General features: G+C 48.9%; 17 protein-coding genes, 3 tRNA genes, 3 rRNA genes and 1 other annotated feature. Of the genes, 9 read left to right on the forward strand and 14 right to left on the reverse strand.

Features of this window, described 5'->3' with window-relative positions; genetic code table 11:
* Positions 1-82 precede the first annotated feature (82 nt).
* Complete coding sequence (dnaQ, locus tag A8F97_RS13185) at positions 83-820, reverse strand: DNA polymerase III subunit epsilon (protein WP_012822847.1); 738 nt, start codon at positions 818-820, stop codon at positions 83-85.
* On the opposite strand from dnaQ, the gene rnhA reads away from it, so the two are divergent.
* Positions 774-1,340 carry a ribonuclease HI gene (gene rnhA, locus A8F97_RS13190; RefSeq protein ID WP_161786650.1) on the forward strand — a complete coding sequence of 189 codons (567 nt, stop codon included), beginning with the start codon at positions 774-776 and terminating at the stop codon, positions 1,338-1,340. The two genes, dnaQ and rnhA, sit on opposite strands and share 47 nt — an antisense overlap.
* A gap of 19 nt (positions 1,341-1,359) precedes the next feature.
* Here rnhA and A8F97_RS13195 read toward each other — a convergent pair whose 3' ends face one another.
* Entirely contained in the window at positions 1,360-2,070 is a 711-nt protein-coding gene (locus tag A8F97_RS13195) for a class I SAM-dependent methyltransferase (RefSeq protein WP_033071005.1), read from the reverse strand.
* 42 nt (positions 2,071-2,112) lie between these two features.
* Here A8F97_RS13195 and gloB point away from each other — a divergent pair, with 42 nt between their 5' ends.
* Together gloB and mltD are read left to right on the forward strand one after the other, a co-directional pair.
* Positions 2,113-2,868: a hydroxyacylglutathione hydrolase gene (gene gloB, locus A8F97_RS13200; RefSeq protein WP_033071004.1), complete on the forward strand. Its 756-nt coding sequence runs from the start codon at positions 2,113-2,115 to the stop codon at positions 2,866-2,868.
* 70 nt (positions 2,869-2,938) lie between these two features.
* Positions 2,939-4,312, forward strand: a complete 1,374-nt coding sequence (mltD, locus tag A8F97_RS13205; RefSeq protein WP_012822843.1) for a murein transglycosylase D — start codon at positions 2,939-2,941, stop codon at positions 4,310-4,312.
* 69 nt (positions 4,313-4,381) lie between these two features.
* Here the strand turns inward: mltD and A8F97_RS13210 are convergent, their stop codons facing one another.
* The 10 genes from A8F97_RS13210 to rluD all read right to left on the reverse strand — a co-directional run bounded on the left by A8F97_RS13210 (position 4,382) and on the right by rluD (position 15,666).
* Positions 4,382-5,167 (reverse strand): endonuclease/exonuclease/phosphatase family protein, encoded by a 786-nt coding sequence (locus tag A8F97_RS13210; RefSeq protein WP_012822842.1) that lies wholly within the window; start codon positions 5,165-5,167, stop codon positions 4,382-4,384.
* Between the two features lie 230 nt (positions 5,168-5,397).
* Positions 5,398-5,474: transfer RNA gene (locus A8F97_RS13215), tRNA-Asp, on the reverse strand.
* Positions 5,475-5,526: 52 nt separating this feature from the next.
* Positions 5,527-5,642: ribosomal RNA gene (gene rrf / locus A8F97_RS13220) — 5S ribosomal RNA — on the reverse strand.
* 140 nt (positions 5,643-5,782) lie between these two features.
* Positions 5,783-8,690: ribosomal RNA gene (locus A8F97_RS13225) — 23S ribosomal RNA — on the reverse strand.
* A 222-nt stretch (positions 8,691-8,912) separates the two neighbouring features.
* Positions 8,913-8,988: transfer RNA gene (locus A8F97_RS13230), tRNA-Ala, on the reverse strand.
* 42 nt (positions 8,989-9,030) lie between these two features.
* A tRNA-Ile gene (locus A8F97_RS13235) sits at positions 9,031-9,107 on the reverse strand.
* Between the two features lie 73 nt (positions 9,108-9,180).
* A 16S ribosomal RNA gene (locus tag A8F97_RS13240) occupies positions 9,181-10,723 on the reverse strand.
* The 16S, 23S and 5S rRNA genes sit together here with 3 tRNA genes alongside, the layout of an rRNA operon.
* A gap of 486 nt (positions 10,724-11,209) precedes the next feature.
* On the reverse strand, positions 11,210-13,786 hold the full coding sequence (gene clpB / locus A8F97_RS13245; RefSeq protein WP_014698889.1) for an ATP-dependent chaperone ClpB: 2,577 nt from the start codon (positions 13,784-13,786) through the stop codon (positions 11,210-11,212).
* A 133-nt stretch (positions 13,787-13,919) separates the two neighbouring features.
* Entirely contained in the window at positions 13,920-14,645 is a 726-nt protein-coding gene (yfiH, locus tag A8F97_RS13250) for a purine nucleoside phosphorylase YfiH (RefSeq protein WP_033071002.1), read from the reverse strand.
* 43 nt (positions 14,646-14,688) lie between these two features.
* Positions 14,689-15,666 carry a 23S rRNA pseudouridine(1911/1915/1917) synthase RluD gene (rluD, locus tag A8F97_RS13255; protein WP_012822839.1) on the reverse strand — a complete coding sequence of 326 codons (978 nt, stop codon included), beginning with the start codon at positions 15,664-15,666 and terminating at the stop codon, positions 14,689-14,691.
* A 134-nt stretch (positions 15,667-15,800) separates the two neighbouring features.
* On the opposite strand from rluD, the gene bamD reads away from it, so the two are divergent.
* From bamD to pheA, 3 genes are all read left to right on the forward strand, one after another.
* On the forward strand, positions 15,801-16,535 hold the full coding sequence (gene bamD, locus A8F97_RS13260; protein WP_005970348.1) for an outer membrane protein assembly factor BamD: 735 nt from the start codon (positions 15,801-15,803) through the stop codon (positions 16,533-16,535).
* A gap of 323 nt (positions 16,536-16,858) precedes the next feature.
* On the forward strand, positions 16,859-17,197 hold the full coding sequence (gene raiA, locus A8F97_RS13265; RefSeq protein ID WP_005970349.1) for a ribosome-associated translation inhibitor RaiA: 339 nt from the start codon (positions 16,859-16,861) through the stop codon (positions 17,195-17,197).
* A 196-nt stretch (positions 17,198-17,393) separates the two neighbouring features.
* Positions 17,394-17,519: a sequence feature (Phe leader region), on the forward strand.
* Between the two features lie 29 nt (positions 17,520-17,548).
* A complete protein-coding gene (gene pheA / locus A8F97_RS13270) occupies positions 17,549-18,709 on the forward strand; it encodes a bifunctional chorismate mutase/prephenate dehydratase (RefSeq protein ID WP_012822838.1) in 1,161 nt (386 codons plus the stop codon).
* An 85-nt stretch (positions 18,710-18,794) separates the two neighbouring features.
* Here the strand turns inward: pheA and tyrA are convergent, their stop codons facing one another.
* Together tyrA and A8F97_RS13280 are read right to left on the reverse strand one after the other, a co-directional pair.
* Positions 18,795-19,916, reverse strand: a complete 1,122-nt coding sequence (gene tyrA / locus A8F97_RS13275) for a bifunctional chorismate mutase/prephenate dehydrogenase (RefSeq protein ID WP_012822837.1) — start codon at positions 19,914-19,916, stop codon at positions 18,795-18,797.
* A gap of 6 nt (positions 19,917-19,922) precedes the next feature.
* Positions 19,923-20,996 (reverse strand): 3-deoxy-7-phosphoheptulonate synthase, encoded by a 1,074-nt coding sequence (locus A8F97_RS13280; protein ID WP_033071001.1) that lies wholly within the window; start codon positions 20,994-20,996, stop codon positions 19,923-19,925.
* 229 nt (positions 20,997-21,225) lie between these two features.
* Here A8F97_RS13280 and btsR point away from each other — a divergent pair, with 229 nt between their 5' ends.
* The 3 genes from btsR (at position 21,226) to A8F97_RS13295 (ending at position 23,535) form a co-directional block, all read left to right on the forward strand.
* Positions 21,226-21,942: a two-component system response regulator BtsR gene (gene btsR / locus A8F97_RS13285; protein WP_012822835.1), complete on the forward strand. Its 717-nt coding sequence runs from the start codon at positions 21,226-21,228 to the stop codon at positions 21,940-21,942.
* A gap of 47 nt (positions 21,943-21,989) precedes the next feature.
* The gene (locus A8F97_RS13290; protein ID WP_033071953.1) at positions 21,990-22,337 is read left to right on the forward strand and encodes a DUF2799 domain-containing protein; all 348 of its coding nucleotides are present in this window, start codon (positions 21,990-21,992) and stop codon (positions 22,335-22,337) included.
* Positions 22,338-22,596: 259 nt separating this feature from the next.
* Complete coding sequence (locus A8F97_RS13295; RefSeq protein ID WP_033071000.1) at positions 22,597-23,535, forward strand: class I SAM-dependent methyltransferase; 939 nt, start codon at positions 22,597-22,599, stop codon at positions 23,533-23,535.
* The last annotated feature ends 73 nt before the right edge of the window (positions 23,536-23,608 follow it).

Genomic DNA, 23,608 nt, shown 5'->3' on the forward strand with positions numbered 1-23,608 from the left:
TTTCAGCTTAGTGACGATTCTCTCACCCATGACGTCACCAGCCTACTTATTTTGCTATGCAAGGGGCGATACTTCAGCAATGTTATTCTGCCCGCCACAGACAACTGCCCCCTTTTTTAGCAATCAGATCCAAGCGTTGTTCATGCGCTAGCAGCTCGACCTCGTCTGCATAAAGCACCGTTAGCGCCGATTGTGGGCGGACAATTCTTTGGATCGTTTCACTATTCTCATTCTGCTGCTGTGTTTCACCGTCCATCGAAAAAGTCAGAGACGTTTGACCGCCGGTCATCGCCAGATAAACTTCTGCCAGAATCTCGGCATCGAGCAATGCGCCGTGCAACGTACGCTTGCTGTTGTCTATCAAATAGCGATCGCAGAGCGCATCCAAGCTGTTACGTTTACCAGGGAAGATCTTTCGAGCCATAAACAGGCTATCGGTGATCTTACAGAACGTCTCCGTCTTGGGAAGATCCCGATTCAGCAATCGAAACTCATAATCCATAAAGCCGATATCAAACGTCGCGTTATGAATGACCAACTCCGCACCACGGATAAAATCGAGAAAATCATCTGCAATATCAGCATACGTCGGTTTATCAGCAAGGAACTCATCGCTGATACCATGGATGTTATAGGCCTCTGGATCCACTAGACGATCGGGTTTGATGTAGACGTGAAAATGACGGCCAGTCAGTCGGCGGTTAATCACTTCGACCGCACCGATCTCGATAATTTTATGTCCTTCGTAGTGAACCCCCAGCTTATTCATACCAGTGGTTTCTGTATCCAGGACGATTTGTCGCGTAATTTCAGTGCTCATCGTTTTCGTTTATGTCAGACTTGCCGTTTTTATCATAAGGGAGAGTCTACCAGAGATGCGTAAACAGGTAGAAATTTTCACCGACGGATCTTGCCTCGGTAATCCCGGCCCTGGCGGTTATGGCGCCCTCTTGCGCTACAAGCAGCACGAAAAGGCGTTAAGTGCTGGCTATCGTCTTACGACGAATAACAGAATGGAGTTAATGGCCGCGATTGCCGCACTTGAAACACTGACCACTGACTGTGATGTCGTACTCAGCACAGATAGCCAATATGTTCGTCAAGGGATCACCAGTTGGATTCATAACTGGAAAAAGCGTGGTTGGAAAACCGCCGACAAAAAGCCCGTCAAAAATGTCGATCTCTGGAAAAGGTTGGATACCGCGATTCAACGTCATTCCGTGCGTTGGGAATGGGTAAAAGGGCACGCAGGGCACCCAGAAAACGAGCGCTGTGACGAACTCGCACGCGCCGCCGCCAGTGCACCAACGCTTGATGACACGGGTTATCAGGCTGAGTAAATCGTCGTAGGCGTCTGCCTCATCTCCGACATATCTTTGTTGCGCCCACAGTGCGGCGCACAGATGCTTTCCGCAACCGCGCTCTCATCGGCGTAAGCATTAGTGGAATAGTTCGCTTTCGGGCAATAATTAGCGTCAGGCATCCCAGCATCGGAATATGTTTATTCAACTTCCCTTCATTTTTTCGCCATGGCGTAACCTGGAAATGAGTCTGATGGATAACCTCATAGTTCAATAACCCCAGCCAGTCAGTGATACGCATTTGAGTAAACATGCGACTGCAATAGGGATGCTTTTTATTGAGCCTAGGGATCAGTTTGCCAAGGCCAACCAAGCTGATGGGATTAAATGTGCTCAGGATTAACCAGCCGTCATCGACCAAGACGCGATCAACCTCCCGCAGAATACGATGCGGGTCTGACGAATAAGAGAGCGTTTGAGCAAGTAAGCAGGCATCGATCGACTTTTCAGAGAAAGGCAGTTGATGGGCATCAGCCGCAACGTGAAGGTTATCACCGTGTGGGGCAACGTTAACCTGATGCGCGATTGCGCACTCTGTTACATGGATTTCTGCACTCAGCGCCCCTATCTTGATAAGGTGAAAACCAAAGAGTTTTGGCCACCATGGCAACAAAGCCAGCTCAAGTGACTCGCGATAAAACTGCCCGCAGGTGATATCATCCCATGAATCAGGAGCAACAATGGTCTGAGGAATTCGTGCCGATTTCATCTTCTGTTCTCGTCCCCAGGCTACTAGAAAAAGAGGTGATGAATGAATCTTATCAGTATCCCCGCACTTAAGGACAACTACATTTGGTTATTGAGTAATAAAGAAAACCGCTGTGTGATCGTCGATCCAGGTGAAGCGACCCCAGTGCTTAATACTCTCGATCAACACTCACTTTTTCCCGAAGCAATCTTGCTCACTCACCACCATAACGACCATGTTGGAGGCGTTAGCGAACTCCTCAAACATTACCCTAATCTGCCCGTTTTTGGGCCAAAAGAAACCGCTAAATGTGGCGCAACCTACCTCGTCGAGGAGGGAAATACCGTCTCATTGTTAAATTCGGAATTTTCTGTAATTGAAGTGCCAGGACATACATTAGGTCATATTGCCTACTATAATGCGCCATTTTTGTTCTGCGGTGATACCCTATTTTCAGCAGGATGCGGCCGGATTCTTGAAGGAAATCCCATGCAAATGTATGAATCAATTAAAAAAATATCGAATTTCCCTGATGATACCGTGGTGTGCTGTGCTCATGAATATACGTTATCAAACTTAACGTTTTCTAATACTATGTGGCCTGAAGATCCAAATATTGAAGCTTATCTCCATAAAATCAGCCAGATACGTGAAAAATCGCAGTCTAGCTTGCCAACAACATTAGGGCTGGAGAGAAGAATTAATCTTTTTCTACGTTGTCATGAAATTGATTTAAAAAGAAAATTATCAATAGAACCTGAAAATATAGAGAATTGGCAAGTTTTTGAACTGCTACGCAGCAAGAAAGACAGCTTCTGAAGGTTTAGGTTGTGCTATTCCTCTAATCAACGTATCCTTGCTCGTCTTTTAAGCAACTATTGACCAACATATGAAGGCTAAAGCGATAATCATCGCCTCAGTCTTGCTAGTCGGTTGTCAGGTATCGCCACATGACACCTCGCAACCGAAACAGCATGCACAGAGTTTGTCTTCGGCAAGTCAAAGTGAAGCAGGAAAGTACACAGATAGCCGAGAGGCCTCCGCGCGATGGTTAGATGACGATAGCCTCGCGCAACGAGATCTGTGGAACTTCATTGGCGACGAGCTGAAGATGGAGGTTCCGGATAACGCCCGGGTCCGCGAGCAAAAAATGCGTTATTTGAAAAATAAGAGCTATCTCCACGATGTAACATTACGGGCAGAGCCGTACATGTACTGGATAGTCGAGCAGATTAAGCAACGTAAGATGCCGATGGAACTGGTACTGCTACCCATAGTGGAGAGCGCTTTTGATCCAAGTGCCACATCATCCGCCAATGCCGCTGGGCTATGGCAGATTATCCCTGGTACAGGACGTAATTATGGCTTGAAACAAAACCAGTGGTACGATGGGCGTCGCGACGTAATTGCGTCAACGACTGCTGCACTGGATATGATGCAACGGCTCAACACGATGTTTGATGGTGACTGGTTATTGACGGTTGCTGCATACAACAGTGGTGAAGGCCGAATCATGCAGGCGATGAAAGCAAATAAAGCAAAAGGGAAATCAACCAGCTTTTGGGCATTGGCGTTACCGCGTGAAACGTCCATTTACGTTCCTAAGATGTTGGCCTTGAGCGATATTCTTAAAAACAGCAAGAAGTATGGCGTGAGTTTGCCACAGCCCAACGAAAGCAGGGCATTAGCCAAAGTTGAACTGGGGCAGCAGATAGAATTGACTCAAGCCGCCGAGATGGCTGGCCTGTCGTTGAATAAGCTAAAGAGCTATAACTCGGGCTATAAGCGTAATGTAACCGCACCCAATGGGCCACATTACATTATGGTTCCTAAAGCTCATGTTGAGCAGTTGAAAGACTCACTCGCTGATGGTGACATCGCGGCGATTCAACCAACACGCTTAGCACAAACACAGTCAACGCCAGCATCACAGCAGTATAAGGTGCGCTCAGGTGATACCTTATCGGCAATCGCAGCGCGGCTTAATGTCAGCACGAAAGATTTGCAGAGCTGGAACAATCTACGTAGTGCTGGTGCGCTCAAGATTGGTCAAACATTGCAAGTTGCCAAAGCATCAGGTAATAGCAGTTCTATCACCTACCAAGTTAGGAAGGGTGATTCACTGGCAAGCATTGCTAAACGCCACGGCGTAAATATCGCTGATGTGATGCGCTGGAATACGGTTATCAATAAGAATGCCAACATCCAGCCAGGCGATCGTCTGACGCTTTATGTTAGCAGCAACATAAAACCTGATTCTTAACGTCATATCAGAATCAGCAACGAGATTCAGCCCTCCTATAGAAATGTAGAGGGCTGTTTTTTTATGGCATTAAATCAGGCTAAACTCAACGAGTAGTGGATTATGATCTGAAGCCGTAGTCACCAATACAGACGACTGGTTGACGATCAGCTCACGGTAAAAAACAAAATCCAACGGCCGGCCAAACGCCTTACGTCGCTGGTCATCAACAAAACAGACTTCCTGCAACCGCATCCCCGCCGCAAACCGATTAAGCGCACTGATACGTTGCTGGCTCCATGCATTGAAATCTCCGGCCATAATAGCCGGCCCTTGATGATGTACGAGTTGCTCCCCAATTGCTGCCAGTTGTTTGGTATAGACTTCTACACCAAAACTAAAATTAACCGCATGGATATTGATAACCATCAGCCTCTGCCCATTCTGAAGCGCATAAACCGTCACCAAAGAGGACTTAGCCAAACGCAGTAAAGGCTCCCGTTCACGTAAAGGACAACAATATACTGGCTGGGCTGCTGATAGCGTCATCACACCGGACGGGTGTGGGAGGATAATGGCAGGAACCTGATCGGCAGAAAGGTAGTGAGTGGTTGCAAAACGGATAAGGTCCGGCGTACTTTGTGCTTCCTGTAATAGAACTAACTGGGTATCTTTACCGAAATTCTGTAATACAGAAAGCCAGTTCATTCTTTGTTGCTTAAAAATGTTCCACACCATTACGCGTAAAACATCGCCCTCCAGCAACAATGGGCCTGTCGGTAGCGCTTGCCCCGGATAATGCATTTCCCCGGGAGGGAAGATACGTTCAACTGGTTGGCCAGCAACATACCTCATTGCATAGGTTTTTTTCCGCACGCCTAATCCACTATCAGTTTCAATACACCAAATACCCTATCAAAAAAGAGCCCCCTTCTGTTATAAGAATTTTATCGCAGACTTGTAATGTATGCCGTGCGATAGGAGAGGAAAAGATGACATATTTGGTAAAAAGAAGGCGTAAGAGAAAAAGAGGGAATTATCTAAACATTCTAATTTTTTAGAATGAAAAAGCCCTAAGCGTTAACTTAGGGCTTTTTCATAATAAGTGGCGGAACGGACGGGGCTCGAACCCGCGACCCCCTGCGTGACAGGCAGGTATTCTAACCAACTGAACTACCGCTCCACCGAATTTCTCTACAACCACCAGATTGCTCCGGCTTACTGCTTAATTTGATGCCTGGCAGTTCCCTACTCTCACATGGGGAAGCCCCACACTACCATCGGCGCTACGGCGTTTCACTTCTGAGTTCGGCATGGGGTCAGGTGGGACCACCGCGCTATCGCCGCCAGGCAAATTCTGTTTCATTCCAACCGTTACTTAACATGACTTTTTTCTTTGTCATCTCCGTAACCATCAGAACCAATCTTTGAACAAGCTGAACATCAAAATCTATGAGTCTTTCATCACCCACAAAACACCTTCGGTGTTGTAAGGTTAAGCCTCTCGGGTCATTAGTACTGGTTAGCTCAACGTATCGCTACGCTTACACACCCAGCCTATCTACGTCGTCGTCTTCAACGGCCCTTCAGGGGCATCTAGTGCCCAGGGAAGACTCATCTCGAGGCAAGTTTCCCGCTTAGATGCTTTCAGCGGTTATCTCTTCCGCACTTAGCTACCGGGCAATGCAATTGGCATCACAACCCGTACACCAGTGGTGCGTTCACTCCGGTCCTCTCGTACTAGGAGCAACCCCTCTCAATCTTCCAACGCCCACGGCAGATAGGGACCGAACTGTCTCACGACGTTCTAAACCCAGCTCGCGTACCACTTTAAATGGCGAACAGCCATACCCTTGGGACCTACTTCAGCCCCAGGATGTGATGAGCCGACATCGAGGTGCCAAACACCGCCGTCGATATGAACTCTTGGGCGGTATCAGCCTGTTATCCCCGGAGTACCTTTTATCCGTTGAGCGATGGCCCTTCCATTCAGAACCACCGGATCACTAAGACCTGCTTTCGCACCTGCTCGAGCTGTCACTCTCGCAGTCAAGCTAGCTTATGCCTTTGCACTAACCTCCTGATGTCCGACCAGGATTAGCTAACCTTCGTGCTCCTCCGTTACGCTTTGGGAGGAGACCGCCCCAGTCAAACTACCCACCAGACACTGTCCGCAACCCGGATTACGGGCCTACGTTAGAACATCAAACATTAAAGGGTGGTATTTCAAGGTTGGCTCCATGCAGACTGGCGTCCACACTTCAAAGCCTCCCACCTATCCTACACATCAAGGCTCAAGGTTCAGTGTCAAGCTATAGTAAAGGTTCACGGGGTCTTTCCGTCTTGCCGCGGGTACACTGCATCTTCACAGCGAGTTCAATTTCACTGAGTCTCGGGTGGAGACAGCCTGGCCATCATTACGCCATTCGTGCAGGTCGGAACTTACCCGACAAGGAATTTCGCTACCTTAGGACCGTTATAGTTACGGCCGCCGTTTACCGGGGCTTCGATCAAGAGCTTCGCCTTGCGGCTGACCCCATCAATTAACCTTCCGGCACCGGGCAGGCGTCACACCGTATACGTCCACTTTCGTGTTTGCACAGTGCTGTGTTTTTATTAAACAGTTGCAGCCAGCTGGTATCTGCGACTGGCTTCAGCTCCATCCGCAAGGGACTTCACCTACGCGCCAGCGTGCCTTCTCCCGAAGTTACGGCACCATTTTGCCTAGTTCCTTCACCCGAGTTCTCTCAAGCGCCTGAGTATTCTCTACCTGACCACCTGTGTCGGTTTGGGGTACGATTTGATGTTACCTGGAGCTTAGAGGCTTTTCCTGGAAGCGTAGCATTGGTTACTTCATCACCGTAGTGACTCGTCATCACGCCTCAGTGTTAACGATGACCCGGATTTACCTAAGTCATCCACCTTCACGCTTAAACCGGGACAACCGTCGCCCGGATAACCTAGCTTTCTCCGTCCCCCCTTCGCAGTAACACCGAGTACAGGAATATTAACCTGTTTCCCATCGACTACGCTTTTCAGCCTCGCCTTAGGGGTCGACTCACCCTGCCCCGATTAACGTTGGACAGGAACCCTTGGTCTTCCGGCGTGCGGGTTTTTCACCCGCATTATCGTTACTTATGTCAGCATTCGCACTTCTGATACCTCCAGCAACCCTCACAGGCCACCTTCAACGGCTTACAGAACGCTCCCCTACCCAACAACGCCTAAGCGTCGCTGCCGCAGCTTCGGTGCATGGTTTAGCCCCGTTACATCTTCCGCGCAGGCCGACTCGACCAGTGAGCTATTACGCTTTCTTTAAATGATGGCTGCTTCTAAGCCAACATCCTGGCTGTCTGTGCCTTCCCACATCGTTTCCCACTTAACCATGACTTTGGGACCTTAGCTGGCGGTCTGGGTTGTTTCCCTCTTCACGACGAACGTTAGCACCCGCCGTGTGTCTCCCGTGATAACATTCTTCGGTATTCGTAGTTTGCATCGGGTTGGTAAGTCGGGATGACCCCCTAGCCGAAACAGTGCTCTACCCCCGAAGATGAGTTCACGAGGCGCTACCTAAATAGCTTTCGGGGAGAACCAGCTATCTCCCGGTTTGATTGGCCTTTCACCCCCAGCCACAAGTCATCCGCTAATTTTTCAACATTAGTCGGTTCGGTCCTCCAGTTAGTGTTACCCAACCTTCAACCTGCCCATGGCTAGATCACCGGGTTTCGGGTCTATACCCTGCAACTTAACGCCCAGTTAAGACTCGGTTTCCCTGCGGCTCCCCTATTCGGTTAACCTTGCTACAGAATATAAGTCGCTGACCCATTATACAAAAGGTACGCAGTCACCTAACAAGTAGGCTCCCACTGCTTGTACGTACACGGTTTCAGGTTCTATTTCACTCCCCTCGCCGGGGTTCTTTTCGCCTTTCCCTCACGGTACTGGTTCACTATCGGTCAGTCAGGAGTATTTAGCCTTGGAGGATGGTCCCCCCATATTCAGACAGGATGTCACGTGTCCCGCCCTACTCATCGAACTCACAACTTGTGCATTTTTGTGTACGGGACTATCACCCTTTACTGTGCGACTTTCCAGACGCTTCCACTAACACACAAACTGATTCAGGCTCTGGGCTCCTCCCCGTTCGCTCGCCGCTACTAGGGGAATCTCGGTTGATTTCTTTTCCTCGGGGTACTGAGATGTTTCAGTTCCCCCGGTTCGCCTCATTACGCTATGTATTCACATAATGATAGTGTGTCGAAACACACTGGGTTTCCCCATTCGGGTATCGTCGGGTATAACGCTTCATATCAGCTTACCGACGCTTATCGCAGATTAGCACGCCCTTCATCGCCTCTGACTGCCTAGGCATCCACCGTGTACGCTTAGTCGCTTAACCTCACAACCCGAAGGTGTCTTGAATAAATCAAGGTCACGTTCGCGCTGCGATTATTTGAGAGACTCATTGACAGACTGATGCATCACGATGCACCCGAAGGTCATCGTGTTTTGTCAGCCGTCATGTTTCAATTTTCAGCTTGTTCCAGATTGTTAAAGAGCAAAACATCGCAGTGCACCCAAACAGGTACACTCTGATGTTTTTTATCATAGCGAGTAGTGATGGTGGAGCTATGCGGGATCGAACCGCAGACCTCCTGCGTGCAAGGCAGGCGCTCTCCCAGCTGAGCTATAACCCCGTCTCTACTTACAGTTACCTTAGATACCACTCATGGAAGAGTTGGTAGGCCTGAGTGGACTTGAACCACCGACCTCACCCTTATCAGGGGTGCGCTCTAACCACCTGAGCTACAAGCCTATTAAGGTATTTCTGCTCGTTATTTTCATCAGACAATCTGTGTGAGCACTTCACTTAACACACATCTTTTTGGTAAGGAGGTGATCCAACCGCAGGTTCCCCTACGGTTACCTTGTTACGACTTCACCCCAGTCATGAATCACAAAGTGGTAAGCGCCCTCCCGAAGGTTAAGCTACCTACTTCTTTTGCAACCCACTCCCATGGTGTGACGGGCGGTGTGTACAAGGCCCGGGAACGTATTCACCGTAGCATTCTGATCTACGATTACTAGCGATTCCGACTTCATGGAGTCGAGTTGCAGACTCCAATCCGGACTACGACGTACTTTATGAGGTCCGCTTGCTCTCGCGAGGTCGCTTCTCTTTGTATACGCCATTGTAGCACGTGTGTAGCCCTACTCGTAAGGGCCATGATGACTTGACGTCATCCCCACCTTCCTCCGGTTTATCACCGGCAGTCTCCTTTGAGTTCCCACCATTACGTGCTGGCAACAAAGGATAAGGGTTGCGCTCGTTGCGGGACTTAACCCAACATTTCACAACACGAGCTGACGACAGCCATGCAGCACCTGTCTCACAGTTCCCGAAGGCACTAAGGTATCTCTACCGAATTCTGTGGATGTCAAGAGTAGGTAAGGTTCTTCGCGTTGCATCGAATTAAACCACATGCTCCACCGCTTGTGCGGGCCCCCGTCAATTCATTTGAGTTTTAACCTTGCGGCCGTACTCCCCAGGCGGTCGACTTAACGCGTTAGCTCCGGAAGCCACGCCTCAAGGGCACAACCTCCAAGTCGACATCGTTTACAGCGTGGACTACCAGGGTATCTAATCCTGTTTGCTCCCCACGCTTTCGCACCTGAGCGTCAGTCTTTGTCCAGGGGGCCGCCTTCGCCACCGGTATTCCTCCAGATCTCTACGCATTTCACCGCTACACCTGGAATTCTACCCCCCTCTACAAGACTCTAGCCTGTCAGTTTTGAATGCAGTTCCCAGGTTAAGCCCGGGGATTTCACATCCAACTTAACAGACCGCCTGCGTGCGCTTTACGCCCAGTCATTCCGATTAACGCTTGCACCCTCCGTATTACCGCGGCTGCTGGCACGGAGTTAGCCGGTGCTTCTTCTGCGGGTAACGTCAATCGACAAGGTTATTAACCTTATCGCCTTCCTCCCCGCTGAAAGTGCTTTACAACCCGAAGGCCTTCTTCACACACGCGGCATGGCTGCATCAGGCTTGCGCCCATTGTGCAATATTCCCCACTGCTGCCTCCCGTAGGAGTCTGGACCGTGTCTCAGTTCCAGTGTGGCTGGTCATCCTCTCAGACCAGCTAGGGATCGTCGCCTAGGTGAGCCATTACCTCACCTACTAGCTAATCCCATCTGGGCACATCCGATGGCAAGAGGCCCGAAGGTCCCCCTCTTTGGTCCGAAGACGTTATGCGGTATTAGCTACCGTTTCCAGTAGTTATCCCCCTCCATCAGGCAGTTTCCCAGACATTACTCACCCGTCCGCCGCTCGTCACCCGAAGAGCAAGCTCTTCTGTGCTACCGCTCGACTTGCATGTGTTAGGCCTGCCGCCAGCGTTCAATCTGAGCCATGATCAAACTCTTCAATTTAAGATTTGTTTGATTTGCTGAACTCGTCAGCGATGCTCAAAGAATTAAAACTGTTTATTCGTAATGAATTTACTGTTGTTCACTCTTCAAGACTTTTTATATCGTTAAGATACGGTCTTGTGAGTGCCCACACAGATTGTCTGATTATATTGTTAAAGAGCAGTGCGTTGCGGTCTTATCCGCTTCGCGAGGTGGCGTATGTTACGCTTATCACCTTTAGAGTCAACGTTTATTTTAAAGCGTTTTCTCTTTCTTTATCGACCCGGTTGTGAGTCACAGCGCCGTGTCGATGGAGGCGCATTATAGGGACTTCTCGGCGGCTGACAAGCGCTAAATGCAAATTTTTTCCCAAGCGTTCAAAAACAAGACAAAAAAGAGCGTTTAGCATATTCCCCATACAGAATATGAATACAATATGAGCTTGAGATATAAAAATGGGGGACATTCATTAGCAAATGCCCCCCGTTGATGACTTACTATTTCACATTATTCTTGTTGTGCGACTATCTGTTCGCCTTCAACATCTAATATGATCGGTTTCCCGGGTATCAATTTCCCCCCCAGTATCTGCTGGGCGAGTGGGTTCTCTATCAGTTGCTGTATCGCTCTTTTAAGCGGACGTGCGCCATAGACAGGGTCAAAACCGACTTCTCCTAGCATATCTAAAGCAGCATTCGTTATCGTGACGCTATATCCCCGCTCCTCGAGGCGCTTGTACAGTCTCTGGAGCTGAATTTGTGCGATCGACGTAATATGCCCCCTTCCCAGCGGATGGAATACGACGACTTCATCGATACGGTTAATAAACTCAGGCCGGAAGCTGTGGCTAACGACGTCAAGAACCATATCTCTCATTTCGGTATAGCTGCGTTCACCAAAACGTTCCTGAATAAGGTCAGAGCCTAAATTTGACGTCATGATAACCACAGTATTACGAAAATCGACCGTTCGACCCTGACCATCAGTAAGGCGGCCATCATCCAATACTTGAAGCAAGATATTGAACACATCAGGGTGTGCCTTTTCGATCTCATCGAGCAAGATGACCGAATAAGGACGACGACGTACCGCTTCCGTCAGATATCCTCCTTCTTCGTAACCGACATATCCAGGAGGCGCACCGACCAAACGTGAAACAGAGTGTTTCTCCATAAACTCAGACATATCGATACGAACCATCGCATCATCACTGTCGAAGAGGAAAGTCGCCAGCGTTTTGCAAAGTTCCGTTTTCCCAACGCCTGTCGGTCCAAGGAATAGGAACGATCCAATCGGACGATTAGGGTCAGATAACCCCGCCCGACTACGGCGGATAGAATTCGCAACCGCTTCTACGGCTTCGTTCTGCCCGATCACTCGCTGGTGTAGTTCATCTTCCATTCGCAATAATTTTTCTTTCTCGCTTTCCAACATGCGAGAAACGGGAATTCCAGTCCAACGCGCCAGCACATCAGCGATTTCAGCATCAGTGACCCGATTACGCAGTAAATGAACCGTTTTTCCTTCTTGCTGCGTTGCTGCAGCTAGCTGTTTTTCCAGCTCAGGAATTTTGCCGTATTGCAGTTCAGACATTCTCCCCAGGTCTCCCTGGCGTCGAGCCTGTTCCAACGCAATTTTCGCTTGCTCTAAAGAAGCCTTAACATTCTGCGTTCCCGTGAGTGACGCTTTTTCTGCTTTCCACTCTTCATCCTGTTGGGAATATTCACGCTCTTTTTGGTCAAGCTCCGCACTCAGCAATTCAAGCCGCTTCTGACTAGCTTCATCAGATTCTTTTTTCAGCGCCTGTTGCTCCAGCTTTAACTGGATGATTCGACGCTCAAGCCGATCAAGGGGTTCTGGTTTTGAATCAATCTGAATACGAATGCTGGATGCCGCTTCATCAATCAGGTCAATGGCTTTATCCGGCAACTGACGATCCGCGATATAGCGATGGGATAGCATTGCCGCCGCAACAATCGCCGGATCGGTGATTTGTACATGATGGTGCAATTCATAGCGCTCTTTCAGCCCGCGCAGAATTGCAATGGTGTCTTCAACAGTAGGTTCCGCGACAAACACCTTTTGGAAACGACGCTCAAGAGCGGCGTCCTTTTCAATATATTGACGATATTCATCCAGCGTCGTCGCGCCAACGCAATGCAGTTCACCGCGAGCCAGCGCGGGTTTTAGCATATTGCCGGCATCCATCGCGCCATCGGCTTTACCTGCACCCACCATCGTATGCAGCTCATCAATAAACAGAATGACATTGCCTTCCTGTTTGGACAGATCGTTGAGTACACCTTTCAAGCGTTCTTCAAACTCACCGCGATATTTCGCACCAGCCACCAGCGCGCCCATATCCAGAGAAAGTACGCGCTTGTTTTTCAAGCCTTCAGGTACTTCGCCATTAACGATACGCTGAGCTAACCCTTCGACTATCGCGGTTTTACCCACGCCTGGCTCACCGATTAATACTGGGTTATTTTTGGTTCGACGTTGTAAAACCTGAATAGTACGGCGAATCTCTTCATCACGTCCGATAACCGGATCGAGCTTGCCTTGTTCTGCACGTTCCGTGAGATCAATCGTGAATTTTTTTAATGCCTGGCGCTGATCTTCAGCCCCCTGATCGTTCACTTGCTCCCCTCCTCTCACTTGATCAATCGCGTTTGTTACATTTTGCTGCGTGACACCCGCCTTTTTCAATATATCCACCAATGTGCCGCGAGACTCCAAAGCTGCAAGCACAAAAAGTTCCGAGGAAATAAAGGTATCGCCACGCTTTTGCGCGAGTTTGTCGCACATATTCAATGCGCGAACTAATTCGTTCGAAGGTTGGACATCACCATCCGTACCTTCAACCTGCGGCAAACGCGCGATTGCCTGGTCGATTTCGGCTTTCAGGTAATTAAGATTAGCTCCTGCGACAGTCAGAAGTGGACCAACAGTTCCTCCGCCCTGATGAAGCAAAGCGCTCATCAAATGAAGTGATTCAATAAACTGGTGATCGCGCCCAAGGGCAAGAGATTGGGCATCGGCAAGAGCAAGTTGGAATTTGTTGGTAAGACGATCCAGACGCATAACACCTCCCGTACACTGGTCAAAATTGCTACTGGAGATTAAATGAGGTCATCCCTCAAAAATTTCAAGGTTATTTTGCCAGTCGTGACGGGATTTAAACGTTACTTGTCTTGGATCGCCTTAATTCAATAGGTTATATCAGCCAGATTAAACTTGCCATACGGCCAGTCACGCCATCGCGCCGATAAGAGAAAAATTTGTGAGGCTCGCTCACAGTACAGGAGTTTCCACCAAAAACTTGCGTTATCCCTGCAGCGCGTAAACGCAAACTTGCCAGTTGATAGATATCGGCAAAAAATTTGTTTCCTTCAGGCCTAAATGCAGAGGCCGCTGCCGCATCATGCTGAATAAACGCGTCTCTAACTTCTGGGCCGACCTCAAAGGCGTTAGGCCCGATAGCGGGTCCCAACCACGCCATAATTTGCGCGGGTTTGGCTCGGAAACAGGCTAACGTTTCTTCCAGCACACCCGCGTGCAATCCCCGCCAACCAGCATGTGCAGCAGCCACTTCGTCGCCATTGACTGCACAAAAAAGCACAGGTAAACAGTCAGCCGTCATCACTGCACAAACTTGACCTTTCTTATCCGTATAAGCAGCATCACCGCAAACAGCCGATGGTACAACCTCACCAATACGAATCACATCAGTACCATGAACCTGTTCCAACCAATGCGGCATGGCAGGAAGATCTGCCAGCGCCACCAGCGTTTGCCGATTTTCAGTGACGTATGCGGGTTCATCACCCACATGATTCCCCAAATTCAGCGAATCATAAGGTGCCGCACTACGTCCGCCAACACGCGTCGTACTACAAGATTTCACACTTTCTGGCAAAGGCCAGTCGGGGTATATCAGCATAGTCCGTCACCTCCATAAATCAGCATTGATCAAATTGAATGTATTACCAGTCGAGTTGATCCTTAAACGCTTCAGTATCGGCTTTCAGCGCCTCAATCAGATCGACCATATCCTGCGGTAATGCCGCATGCCATTCCATTTGGATTCCGGTAATAGGATGGTAGAAGCGTAGCATGGTAGCGTGCAGAGCCTGACGATCGAACCCACGCAGCGTCTCAATGAAATCATCCGACGCACCTTTTGGCGGACGAGGGCGACCGCCGTATAACTGATCGCCAACCAGTGGATGGTTAATGTGTGACATATGCACACGAATCTGGTGGGTGCGTCCCGTTTCCAACCGCAATCGCAAGCGGGTATGCGCACGGAAATGTTCCATGATGCGGTAATGCGTGACTGCCGGCTTGCCCATCGGGTGTACAGCCATGTGAGTACGCTTAGTTGCGTGACGGGCGATAGGTTGCTCGACCATACCGCCTGCCGTCATAGAACCAATCGCGACAGCCTCATACTCACGAGTGATTTCGCGTGCCTGCAACGCCTCAACGAGACGAGTCTGTGCCGGCACGGTTTTCGCGACAACCATGAGCCCTGTCGTATCTTTATCAAGCCGATGCACAATCCCAGCGCGGGGCACATCGACAATCTCAGGATAATGATGTAACAAAGCATTCAATACCGTGCCATCTGGATTACCCGCACCAGGGTGAACCACCAGATCTCTGGATTTGTTAATAACCAGAATATCCTGATCTTCGTACACGATATCCAACTTGATATCCTGTGCTTCCCAGCGTGCTTCTTCTTCAATCAATGCATCAATGGCTACCGATTCGCCGCCAAGTACTTTCTCTTTTGGCTTATTGATGACATTGCCGTTAATCTGTACCCGATTCTCAAGAATCCACTCTTTTATACGGGATCGAGAATAATCAGGGAACAATTCGGCCAAAGCCTGATCTAAACGTTGTCCGAGTTGAGATTCGGCCACCGTTGCGGTGAGTTGTACTTGTTGTGCCATATTATGCAGCTTCTTCGTTAACGTTGGGTTTTGACGGCGACGCCGTTTAAAATAATGTACTATTGTAGCTGGTCTAAATCGGGAGCTTCACGGACAGCCTCCCGGAATAACATTCTGAGGATAATCAAAACGTCATGACGCGTATGAAATATCTGGTGGCTGCCGCCACGTTGAGCCTGGCGCTGGCTGGTTGCTCCGGCAATTCCAAAGATGCGGTTCCTGATAGTCCGCCATCTGAAATCTATGCCAATGCTCAACAAAAACTGCAGGACGGCAACTTTAAAGCAGCCATCACGCAGTTGGAAGCACTGGATAACCGATATCCCTTTGGCCCCTATTCACAGCAAGTACAGTTGGATTTGATCTACGCCTACTACAAATCCGCAGAACTGCCATTGGCCCAAGCTTCTATTGACCGCTTCCTACGGCTCAACCCGACCCATCCAAACGTGGATTATGTCCTTTACATGCGCGGTCTGACCGACATGGCGCTGGATGATAGTGCGTTACAAGGCTTCTTCGGGGTCGATCGTTCCGATCGCGACCCGCAGTATGCCCGTACCGCATTCCGGGATTTCAGCAAGCTCATTCAGGGATACCCGAACAGCCAATACGCCACCGACGCAAACAAGCGTTTGGTTTACCTCAAAGAGCGTCTGGCCAAGTATGAACTTTCTGTCGCGCAATACTACACGAAACGCGGCGCTTATGTGGCAGTAGTTAATCGCGTTGAGCAAATGCTGCGTGATTACCCTGATACCCAGGCGACAAAAAATGCCCTGCCGTTGATGGAAAGCGCCTACCGTGAACTGCAACTGGCCGCACAGGCAGACAAAGTCGCAAAAGTGATTGCCGCTAACCCGGCATAAACAATCGGTGCCCCCCAATGATGAGACGGCAGCTTCGGTTGCCGTTTTTTTATGGGTTCGATCAGTTCGTTATACGTCGATGAGCAGAAAAAACAGGGTTGGCGGGAATTAACAGCAGCGCGGTAACCTCAATACATCCTATCAATCATGGCATAGGCCAGATGCCCTCTCAAGTACTTCCCTTCTATTCCCAATGGTGCTTCACAAATCGCGTTTTCTTGACAAAAAGTGACGAAAAAAACTGATCAATATCACGCTTTTTGCCACAACTCGCGGTATGCTGAAATTATCCAAGACGGACATAGGCAGAGAGGTAAGTTTATATGACTATTAATATTACCAGTAAGCAAATGGATATCACCCCCGCAATTCGTCAACATGTCGAAGACCGTCTTTCTAAGCTGGACAAGTGGCAAACCCAGTTGATCAACCCGCATATTATTCTGTCAAAAGAACCGCAGGGTTTTGTGGCCGATGCCACTATCAGTACGCCGAATGGCCCGCTGGTTGCCAGCGCCAAACATGATGACATGTATGCCGCTATCAATGAGTTGATTACCAAGCTTGAACGTCAGTTGGACAAACTCCAACATAAAGGTGAAGCCAGACGTGCGGTAGCAGGCGTCAAAGAAGCCAATTTACAGCCAACTCAAGAAGAGTGAGTTCCATTCTCTTTACCTCAATATAACGCGCCTAAGGGCGCGTTTTTGCATACTACGGACCATAACGCGGCGGCCTAAAGCCCCATGGCATACAGGGTTTGAAATTGCGCTCGGCGATTTTGTATTGACAGGATGAAAAGCCAACAGTTACCTTACCTGTTCAGAAACTGAATATTTTCCTGACCAACCGAGAAAACATGATCAATAAGCTGTTCTTCTTCGTATTCTTTTTCACCTTCCCCTGATTTGGGAGGCGATTCGTCGTAAGAGCAAGAATACGAAGACGAACAAAAAAGCCTCCTGACCAGGAGGCTTTTTTTATATAAGAACATAAGACAGGTAACCGGCATCATGACAGACAACCCATTACTGGCACTGCGAGAACGCATCAGCGCATTGGATTTGCAATTAATTGAATTGTTGGCACAAAGACGAGAACTGGCGCTGGACGTTGCCCGCAGCAAGTTACACTCGCATCGCCCAATCCGTGATAAAGAGCGTGAACGCGATTTACTGGACAAACTGACAGAGGCGGGGAAAAAGCATCATCTTGATGGCCATTATATTACTCGTTTATTCCAACTCGTCATTGAAGATTCGGTACTGACGCAGCAGGCGCTCTTACAGCACCACCTCAACCAAACAACGTCACACTCTGCCCGCGTCGCCTTTCTCGGTCCGAAGGGGTCTTATTCTCATCTCGCTGCACGCCAATACGCCGCCCGACACTTCGAGCAATTGGTTGAGTGTGGTTGCCAGAAATTTCAAGACATCTTCAACATGGTGGAAACAGGGCAAGCCGACTATGCTGTTCTGCCGATTGAAAACACCAGCTCCGGTTCGATCAACGACGTTTACGACCTACTGCAACATACGGGGCTATCCATCGTCGGCGAATTAACCAACCCGATAAATCACTGCGTTTTGGTCGCTACCGATACGTCTCTGGAACAAATCGAAACGGTTTATAGCCATCCTCAGCCGTTCCAGCAGTGCAGCCACTTCATCAATCGTTTTCCGCATTGGAAAATTGAATATTGTGAGAGTACCGCTGCGGCGATGGAAAAAGTCGCGGCGCTTAATTCCCCAAAAGCAGCAGCACTCGGCAGCGAAGCCGGTGGTCAGCTATATCAGCTACAAGTACTGGAACATAATCTGGCAAACCAATCGCAAAACATCACTCGCTTCATTGTATTAGCACGTAAACCGATTGATGTGACTGAGCAAGTGCCTGCGAAAACCACACTGATTATGGCTACGGGTCAACAGTCAGGCGCATTGGTAGAAGCACTGCTAGTACTGCGTGATAACGGTATTGTGATGACCAAGCTGGAGTCCAGACCAATCAACGGCAACCCGTGGGAAGAGATGTTCTATCTTGATGTGCAGGCTAATTTGCGCAGCGATGCCATGCAGAAAGCGCTAAAAGGATTATCCCCCATTACCCGCTCACTAAAAGTATTGGGCTGCTACCCGAGTGAAAACGTCGTACCGGTCGATGTGAACGAATAATTGAAAAAAGCCATCCGGGTATTCGCCCGGATGGCTTTCCAAACAGAATTCAACGTTCCAACACATTCAAAAGATTCAAATCGAGCTATTGGCGAATATCGTTTGCCTGGCGCAAAAGCACCCGGCTCTCAGCCTGAAAACGTTTGGCATAGTCGCCAAACCAGTGTTCGACTTTTTTGAAGCTACTGATAAATTCCGCTTTATCTGTCTGTTCCAGTAACTCAATCGCTTCGCCAAAACGTTTGTAGTAACGCTTAATCAGCGCCAGGTTATCCTCTGAAGACATAATAATGTCGGCATACAGTTGCGGATCCTGTGCAAACAGCCGCCCGACCATAATCAATTCCAGACGATAGATCGGCGATGACAGCGCTAATAGCTGTTCAAGCTGCACATTCTCCTCTGCTAAATGCAGCCCATAGGCAAATGTCGCGAAGTGACGCAGCGCTTGAATAAACATCATGTTCTGATCGTGTTCGACCGCGCTAATACGATGCAGACGTGCGCCCCACACCTGAATCTGTTCCAGTAACCACTGGTAGGCTTCCGGTTGCCGGCCATCGCAATAAACGACAACCTGTTTGGCAAGGCTACCACTGTCTGGCCCAAACATCGGGTGCAAACCGAGTACCGGGCCGCTATGTGCCGCCAACATTGCCTGAAGAGGGCCATTTTTTACCGACGCCAGATCAACCAAAATACAATCATCTGGCAAGGCTGGCAGACGGGCAATAACCTGTTCAGTAACGTGAATCGGCACGCTGACAATCACCATACCCGCATCAGACAACAGCTCATCAGCGCGCGGCCAGTCATCTTGCTCCAGAATCCTCACCTGATATCCCGACAGCGTCAGCATTTTCTCGAATAAATTGCCCATTTGACCACGGCCACCAATGATGACAACCGGACGCAGTTGTGGACACAATGTTTTAAAACCTTTGTCGTTCTCGCTGGAATAGGATTCGCGCATAGTGCGCCGCAGGATATCTTCAATGAGATCCGGCGGAACCCCCATCGACGCCGCCTCTTTGCGACGTGAGCTGAGCATGGCCGCCTCACGATCGGGCGCATAAATAGGCAAACCATAGCGGCTTTTCACTTCACCCACTTCCGCCACCAAACGCAACCGACGTGATAACAGCGCGACAAGCTCCTTATCTACCTCATCTATCTGATCACGTAATGCGGTCAGTTCAGCTACCATATCTTGTTACTCTCCTGAATGTTTCACACGTGCGGCACTCAGATCTTGATGAACGGAACGCAGCAACGCTTCTGTACTTTCCCAACTGATGCAGGCATCCGTGACCGATACACCGTAACGCATATCTGAACGCGGTTGTTCTGAAGACTGGCTACCCTCGTTAAGGTGGCTTTCCAGCATCAATCCTATAATAGAACGGTTTCCTGCCTTGATTTGTTCAATCGCAGATTCAACAACAAGTGGCTGACGGCGGTAGTCTTTGTTCGAGTTGCCGTGGCTACAATCTATCATCAGCGCAGGTCTCAGTCCTGCTTCCTGCATCTGTTTTTCACATTCGGCAACATCCTGCGCGCTGTAGTTTGGTTTTTTACCACCGCGCAGAATCACATGACCATCGACGTTCCCCTGCGTCTGCAGCAAACAAACTTGCCCAGTTTGATTAATACCGACAAAACGATGCGGCATTGCAGCGGCCCTCATCGCGTTGATCGCCGTTCCCAAACTGCCATCCGTTCCGTTTTTGAACCCGACAGGCATCGACAAGCCGGAAGCCATCTCGCGGTGCGTTTGAGATTCAGTCGTGCGTGCGCCGATCGCTGACCAGCTAAATAGATCGCCCAAGTACTGCGGGCTGTTCGGGTCAAGCGCTTCTGTCGCCAGCGGCAATCCCATATTCACCAGTTCCAACAGCAACCCGCGCGCGATGTGCAGCCCAGCTTCCACATCAAATGAGCCATCCATGAACGGATCGTTAATAAGCCCTTTCCAACCCACGGTTGTGCGGGGTTTTTCAAAATAAACACGCATCACGATGTAAAGGCGATCGCTTAATTCCGCAGCAAGCGACTGCAAGCGGCGGGCATATTCCAGCGCAGCATCCGTGTCATGAATAGAGCAAGGCCCGCAGACGATCAGCAACCGATCATCACGACCATGAATGATATCCGCAATGGTTGATCTCGCTTGCGCAATATCGTGTTGTTCCGCATCGTTAAGTGGAAACTTGGCTTTCAATTCATCAGGAGTAATCAGAACCTGTTCTGCACTGATATTAATATTGTTAAGTGAATCTTTTTGCATGATCTCATTCCTGAAAAGTTCGATCTGTTCGCGATTGTGTGGACAACCTACATATGATGTTTACACCATAACATGAACCGTAAAGATTTCAATCCACTTAGTGTAAATAAAAAATTACCATCCTAAATATGGTCAGAAAAAAGATATCTGCATGCTCTATCACTTCCCAATGCAACCATACCTATCTCCAGCGTGAATAATGATAGAATCACCCCAATAAGGGGGAAGGATGCTGAAAGCCATAATCATCGATGACGAACAGTTGGCACGCGAAGAGCTCAGCCTGCTACTGGAAAATGAATCTGATATCACCATCATTGCGCAGTGTAGCAATGCGCTGGAGGCAATACCGGCCATTCACCGACTGCAGCCGGATGTGATTTTCCTGGATATACAGATGCCAAAGGTCAGCGGATTAGAGCTGGTTGCCATGTTGGATCCAGAAAATATGCCTTACGTCGTCTTCGTGACAGCCTATGATGAGTACGCGGTGAGGGCATTCGAAGAGCATGCTTTTGACTATTTACTAAAACCACTGGATGCACAGCGGCTGAGTAAAACGCTAAATCGTTTACGCCGCGGCGCGATCGTAAATAAAAGTGTACAGATAATTTCAGAACCTTTGCTGCGCCATATTCCCTGCAACGGACACAATCGTATTTTTTTGCTCAAGATTGAGGAAGTCGAGTATCTTTGTTCGGAACTCAGCGGCGTACATGTGGTGGGCGTCAGCCAATCGGGCTATACCCAACTTTCGCTGAAAACCCTGGAAGAGAAAACACCTTTCGTCCGCTGCCATCGTCAATATATGGTTAACACAGAGCAACTGAAAGAAATCCAGTTAATGGAGAATGGCGCGGCAGAAGTGCTGACGCATACGGGAAAACACATTCCCGTCAGTCGCCGCTATCTCAAGTTACTGAAAGAAAAGCTAGGCATTCTCTAATAGAGTGTTCATTCAGGCCGATGGCCGCAAATATTAAAGGTTCGATGATGAAATACAGTTATGTCTTGGCTGTAATTCTTTTAATGACAGCGTGCCAAAGCAACGTACCGTCGCTACCGACTAAAAGTGAGTCTGGGTTCTGGTATGAAACTGGCTACCAGGATGCAATCTCTGGCGTGGTTGTGAAAGACGATAGTACCTTACAAGAATGGTTTGGTAATCCACAGATCGAGCGTGAAACCTACCTACGCGGTTATCAGGCCGGACAGTCAGCTTTTTGCCGTGCAGGTAACATGGAAGAATGGGGAAAAGCAGGGAAAAATTTCCCCGCCAGTTGCGATGGCGTAGAATCAGCAGAGACACTGCGAACTCGCTGGCAACAAAACCTGCCTTAACATCCTCCTGAATACTGGTGATAACCCACACGAATATGCGGCGTAGCTGGCAAAAAGCTAGGGTTCATCGCATCTGGTAACAATTCCACTCACTTTTTTACTCTCCCAGAAATACGCCAGACATATCTCACCACTATTATCGCCATAAAATAATCACTTTAAGTTATTAAACACCTGATGCTGGGATAACAAAAAATCATAGCTCACTGATAGTGAATCCCATTATTTCTGATAGCGATTGATATTATGGAGTACTCACATGTCCGGTCCAAACAAGACTCATAGCCTGTCGCCGAATAATAGCCCAAGACTCTTATCACACGATCCCTCATCAAGGAAAAGCCATGATGAACGGGTTGCTGCGGTAAAAAACAACATTATTGAGTCCGGCGATCATCCCGGTATTTCCGTAGAGGAGCAACTGGCACTCCTGGATGACTTCTCCCATCTTGAGTTAGGCCAATTTTTACTACAACACCATGGGTTAAATGCATACTGGACGCATAATGTGATAACACATCAGCCAGCTCACTATGCCAATCCGCTCGAAGAAACCATCTACACACGGTTACCCAACGTTTTAGCGACACGTGAACGATTCAGTATATTCCAACGCCTGCTTCAAGAACTCTTGCGCCCCAACGCCGTCATGGTATCCGTTCCCTGTGGCGTCATGGCCGATTTATTGCTGCTAGACTATACGCGGCATCGAGATGTGAAATTAATCGGCATCGACCTGGATAAACAGGCGCTGGAAGAGGCTTACAAACTTGCCAGTCAGCAAGGGCTGGAAAGCCAGATATCGTTGGTTCTTGCTGATGCCTGGACTATTGATTTAGCAGAACAAGCAGATGTGATTACCAGCAACGGACTCAATGTCTATGAGCCAGATGATGACAAAGTCACTGAACTTTACCGCGTGTTCTATTCTGGGCTGAAGCCAGGAGGAACACTAATAACCAGCTTTATGACACCGCCTCCTACGCAATCGCAAGACTCCCCATGGGTAAATGCCGATCCGAAATTGCTAGCGCTCCAATATGTACTTTTTTCACGAATTATTGGCGCAACATGGACAGCATTTCGCACCCACAAACAAACACAGTCACAATTAGAGCGGGCCGGATTTACAGATATTCAGTTTATTAACGACCATATGCACATGTACCCAACGGTCATCGCTAACAAACCGTTATGAATAGGGTGAGAAAATGGCACCAATGCGACATTTGATCGCCATAACCGATCAATATTAGAAAATTGATCTGTAT

This window comes from Pectobacterium parmentieri (genome assembly GCF_001742145.1).
GTDB lineage: Bacteria > Pseudomonadota > Gammaproteobacteria > Enterobacterales > Enterobacteriaceae > Pectobacterium > Pectobacterium parmentieri.

What these genes read in the sequence shown, in the direction of transcription:
- pheA (WP_012822838.1), top strand. Translation starts at nt 17,549, where the DNA reads ATGACAGACAACCCATTACTGGCACTGCGAGAACGCATCAGCGCATTG.
- raiA (WP_005970349.1), top strand. Translation starts at nt 16,859, where the DNA reads ATGACTATTAATATTACCAGTAAGCAAATGGATATCACCCCCGCAATT.
- A8F97_RS13280 (WP_033071001.1), bottom strand. Translation starts at nt 20,996, where the DNA reads ATGCAAAAAGATTCACTTAACAATATTAATATCAGTGCAGAACAGGTT.
- gloB (WP_033071004.1), top strand. Translation starts at nt 2,113, where the DNA reads ATGAATCTTATCAGTATCCCCGCACTTAAGGACAACTACATTTGGTTA.
- bamD (WP_005970348.1), top strand. Translation starts at nt 15,801, where the DNA reads ATGACGCGTATGAAATATCTGGTGGCTGCCGCCACGTTGAGCCTGGCG.
- clpB (WP_014698889.1), bottom strand. Translation starts at nt 13,786, where the DNA reads ATGCGTCTGGATCGTCTTACCAACAAATTCCAACTTGCTCTTGCCGAT.
- yfiH (WP_033071002.1), bottom strand. Translation starts at nt 14,645, where the DNA reads ATGCTGATATACCCCGACTGGCCTTTGCCAGAAAGTGTGAAATCTTGT.
- A8F97_RS13195 (WP_033071005.1), bottom strand. Translation starts at nt 2,070, where the DNA reads ATGAAATCGGCACGAATTCCTCAGACCATTGTTGCTCCTGATTCATGG.
- rluD (WP_012822839.1), bottom strand. Translation starts at nt 15,666, where the DNA reads ATGGCACAACAAGTACAACTCACCGCAACGGTGGCCGAATCTCAACTC.
- mltD (WP_012822843.1), top strand. Translation starts at nt 2,939, where the DNA reads ATGAAGGCTAAAGCGATAATCATCGCCTCAGTCTTGCTAGTCGGTTGT.
- btsR (WP_012822835.1), top strand. Translation starts at nt 21,226, where the DNA reads ATGCTGAAAGCCATAATCATCGATGACGAACAGTTGGCACGCGAAGAG.
- A8F97_RS13295 (WP_033071000.1), top strand. Translation starts at nt 22,597, where the DNA reads ATGTCCGGTCCAAACAAGACTCATAGCCTGTCGCCGAATAATAGCCCA.
- A8F97_RS13290 (WP_033071953.1), top strand. Translation starts at nt 21,990, where the DNA reads ATGAAATACAGTTATGTCTTGGCTGTAATTCTTTTAATGACAGCGTGC.
- tyrA (WP_012822837.1), bottom strand. Translation starts at nt 19,916, where the DNA reads ATGGTAGCTGAACTGACCGCATTACGTGATCAGATAGATGAGGTAGAT.
- dnaQ (WP_012822847.1), bottom strand. Translation starts at nt 820, where the DNA reads ATGAGCACTGAAATTACGCGACAAATCGTCCTGGATACAGAAACCACT.